Here is a 4,039-nt window from a genome sequence, read left to right on the forward strand (position 1 = left end):
CAGCGGCGGCAGGTGCGAAAGCGCGTCGCCATCGGCCGCGCCGCCCCGGAAATAGTGGTTCGCGGCCATCAGCGCGGGACGGGGCGTGGCGTTGGCCGCCGCCGGGARGGGTAGGGGGGCTCCAACGCCCAAGAAGCGGGCGGCGGCGGCCTGCATGGGGCGCTTGTCCGCCTCCATCGCGAAGGAGGGCTGAACCGCCAGCGCATAGCGGCGGATCAGCCAGGGTGTGTCGCGACCAATGGCAGCGACGGGCTGCTGAGGCAGCAGCGCAAAGGGTAGCGAGGCGAAAGCACCCGTCGGCACGATCCGAAGCACATGCGCCTTGCCCAGGGTCGCGCGGATGGCAGGCGTGAAGATCTGGCCATAGAGGGTGTGGGCGGCGGGCAGGTCCATGCTGCCCGGCGTCATCGTCGCGCGCAGCCGATCGACCTGCGCGACCATCGCGGCGCGGCTCATCGTGGCGCGCTCGACCCGTGCGCCGGTGCGGCTGATCGCCAGCAGATAGACATGGCCAAAGGCGGGCGTGACCGCCAGCAGCGCCTCATCCTTGCCAAGCCCTGCCTGCACCTGCGCCAGATCGGGCTTCACCCCGCCGCGCGCTTCGGCCCAGCGGGGATAGTCGTGGCCGATCGCGGCGCGCAGGTCGTTTACTTCGGCATCCAACCGGTCGCGCGCTTGGCGGGTGGCGGCGACGTCGCCTGCGGTCGCCAGCGCCTTGAGCAGTGCGCGGTCGGCGGTCTGGAGTGCGCGCACCTTGTCCTGCAGCGCGCGAACCCGCTCGCCCAGCGCTGGATCGGCGACCAGCCTTTCGGTGACGAGGCGGTTGGCCTGCGCGATCTTCGACCCCGCCAGGATCGCCATCGCGTCGAGCGCCAGCGCCGCGTCCTGGCTGTCCGCCGCTATGGCAAGGATCGAATCGAGCGCGGCGCGCTGTTCGTCGGCCAGTTCGCCATCGTCGTGCAGATTCTGCTCGTCGCGCAGCAAGGTCGCGAGCCGGGCCGCAGCGGCGGTGCGGGCCGGGTCGCCATCGGCCCAGCGCTGCATCATCGCGGCATTGGCCAGCGCGAAGGCGGGGCTGTTGTCGAGCGCGGCGGTTTCGGCGGCATAGTCGCGCGCGGCCGCCATCGCCTTGTCCTGCCGTTCCAGATCGAGCAGCACCGGGATCAGATGGGGATAGACGCGCTGGCCCATATCGCGGTCCTGCGTCGTTTCGGCGCGCACGCGGGCCAAAGCGGCCTCCAGTTTCGTGGCGGCCTCGTCCGGCCGTCCGCTGGCCTGATCGATCAAGCCCTGGAAAGCGAGCGCCCGAGCGGCTTGCGGGCTGGCCTCGCCTTCAGCGGCGCGAAAACCTTTTTCTGCTTCGACATAGAGCGGTTCGGCGTCGGCATAGCGCTCCAGCGTCAGGAAGATGCTCCCCAGATTATACAGGCCGAAATGGAAATAGGGACTGTTGGTCCCCACCGTCTCGCGCTTGATCGTCACCGCCCGCTGCAGATAGTCGAGGCTTTCGACCCGGCGTCCAGTCCGCGACAGAATGAGGCCCAACATTTCCAGCGCGCGGGCGTAGCTGGGATGTTTGACATCCACATGCGCGGTTGCGACCTCGACGGCCAGGCGGGCATGATGTTCGGCGTCGCGATGGCGATCGGCGCGCAGCAACATCTGCGCATAAGTATAATAGGAGGCGACCGTATCGGGATCATGCGGGCCAAGCCCGGTGATCCGCGCCTCCATGCTGCGCTTCTGCGCCTCCACCGCATCGCTGTTGCGGCCGAGGCGCGAATAGGCTTGTCCTAGCGAGAAAGCGATGTTGGACTTGAGCATATAATCGCCCTTGTCCAACGTCTTGGGATCGACCTGCGCGAAATGGCGGTCGGCATAGGCGCTGCCTTCCGCCAATGTCTGCGCGCCGGTCGCGACATCGCCGTTCACGGACTGGATATAGCCTTTGATCGACAGCCCCTGCATCCAACTGATCGGATAGGCATCATGGAAGGGGGCGAGCAGCGCCAGCCCCTTTTCCGCCATCGCCAGCGCCTGGGGATTCTTGCCTTCGATCTGGTCCATCGACGCCAGGTTGATCGTCGCCACGGCGGCGAGCGGGTGGGGCAGGCCGTTGACCTTGACCCGGCTGGCGGCTGCGGCCAACTGGTGCCAGGCGTCGCGCGTGGCCGGACCCATCGCCTTGTCGAAATCATCATTCTCGAACAGCGTCGTGCCGCGTGTCTCCATCGCGCGCAGATCGGCATAACGGGCATCGTCGCGCTCAAAACCGCGCATCGCGTCCGGCGCGGCCAGCACCGGTGGGGCGGCCAGCGCTAATAACAGACTGATCGCGCGCGTCGAAAGCCTCATGCCCATGCCCCCAAGGATTCCCCGGCGTCAGCATAGGCGCGCGGCGCAGTGCCGCGTCAAGTCACAACCGCAGCCGTTACGATCCTTGCGCCAGCGTCAGGCGCCAGTCCCAGCGCAGCGGATCGCCATCCATCACATCGACGCCCTGCGCGATCAGCGCGTCGCGAATCTCGTCCGACAGGGCGAAATCCTTGTCGGCGCGAGCAGCGGCGCGGCGCTCCAATTCCGCCTCGATCGCGTCGGGAGTGATGACGGCATCCTTGGGCTGCAGGCGCAGGTCGGCACGGCCAAGCGTCATCAGGTTCAGCCCCAGCGCCGCGTCGAAAGCGGCGATCAGGCACAACTTTTCATCCACCGGGATTTTCTTGATGGCGATCGCTTCTTCCAGCAGCGGCAGGGCGCGCGGCGTCATCAGATCGTCGGCGATCGCCGCGTCAAACTGTTCCAGCAAGGGCACCAGCTTGGGGTGGAGGTTGGCGCGCAGATAATCGAGCCGTGGCGATTGCCAGGTCACGCCCTCGGCGCGGGCCTTCAGCCCTTCGACGCCCATCACCAGCCGCTTCAATCGGGTCAGCGCGGCCGCCACGCCCTCGGCGCTGAACTCCAATTCGCTGCGATAATGGGCACCCAGGCAGAGCAGACGATAGGCGAGCGGATGCACCCCCGCGTCGATCAGCGAGAACAGGGTGGTGAAGCCGCCCTTCGACTTGCTCATCTTGCCGCTGCGGTCGACCAGGAAATTATTGTGCATCCACCAGCGCGCGCCGGTGAAGCCGGGCTCAGCGTCGGTGCAGCCGCAATAGGCCTGGTTCTGGGCAATCTCATTGGGATGATGAATTTCGCGATGGTCGATGCCGCCGGTGTGGATGTCGAACGGATGGCCAAGCCGGGCCAAGCTCATCACCGAACATTCCAGATGCCAGCCCGGCGCGCCCTTGCCCCAGGGACTGTCCCATTCCATCTGCCGCTGCTCGCCGGGCGGCGATTTGCGCCAGATGGCGAAGTCGGATGCGTTCCGCTTGCCCGCGACCGGATCGATCCGCGCATGCGCCGCATCGTCGCGGCCGCCTGCCAGCGCGCCATAAGCGGGCACGCTCGAACTGTCGAAATAGAGGCCGCTGTCTAGCTCATAGCAATGGGTCGGCGCGATCTTTTGCGCAAATTCGATCATCTGCGGCACATAGTCGGTCGCGACGGTCCATTCGCTGGGCGAAAGGATGTTGAGGTCGGCGATATTCTGCTTGAACGCCTGGGTATAATGGGCGGCAATGTCCCAGATGCTCTGCGCGCTGGCGCGCGCCGCCGCCTCCATCTTGTCATCGCCCGCATCGGCATCCGACGTCAGATGGCCGACATCGGTGATGTTGATGATATGAGTGACCGACAGCCCCTTCCACAACAAGGTGCGGCGCAGCGTGTCGGTGAAGACATAGGCGCGCAAATTTCCCAGATGCGCATAATTATAGACGGTCGGCCCGCAGCTATAGATGCGCGCATGGCCGTCCTCGATCGGCGCGAACGGTTCGATCGTGCGGGTCAGGCTGTTAAATAGGCGCAGCGGCGCGGTGATATGCTGATCGTCGGACATGGCGCAAAGCGATGGCGCGAAGCGGCGCGGGGGTCAACAATAAGAAATCCTCCCCTGTAAGGGGAGGGGGACCACGAAGTGGTGGAGGGGTGTCGC

2 protein-coding genes are annotated in these 4,039 nt (G+C 66.1%); both read right to left on the bottom strand.

Annotated features, from left to right (window positions below; genetic code table 11):
• On the bottom strand, window positions 1–2,355 hold a 2,355-nt coding region (locus tag BF95_RS24500; RefSeq protein WP_043155375.1), incomplete at its 3' end, for a CHAT domain-containing protein.
• A 76-nt stretch (window positions 2,356–2,431) separates the two neighbouring features.
• Entirely contained in the window at window positions 2,432–3,943 is a 1,512-nt protein-coding gene (gene cysS / locus BF95_RS24505) for a cysteine--tRNA ligase (RefSeq protein ID WP_043155372.1), read from the bottom strand.
• Between the last annotated feature and the right edge of the window lie 96 nt (window positions 3,944–4,039).

This window comes from Sphingobium sp. Ant17 (genome assembly GCF_000588875.1).
Classification (GTDB): domain Bacteria; phylum Pseudomonadota; class Alphaproteobacteria; order Sphingomonadales; family Sphingomonadaceae; genus Sphingobium.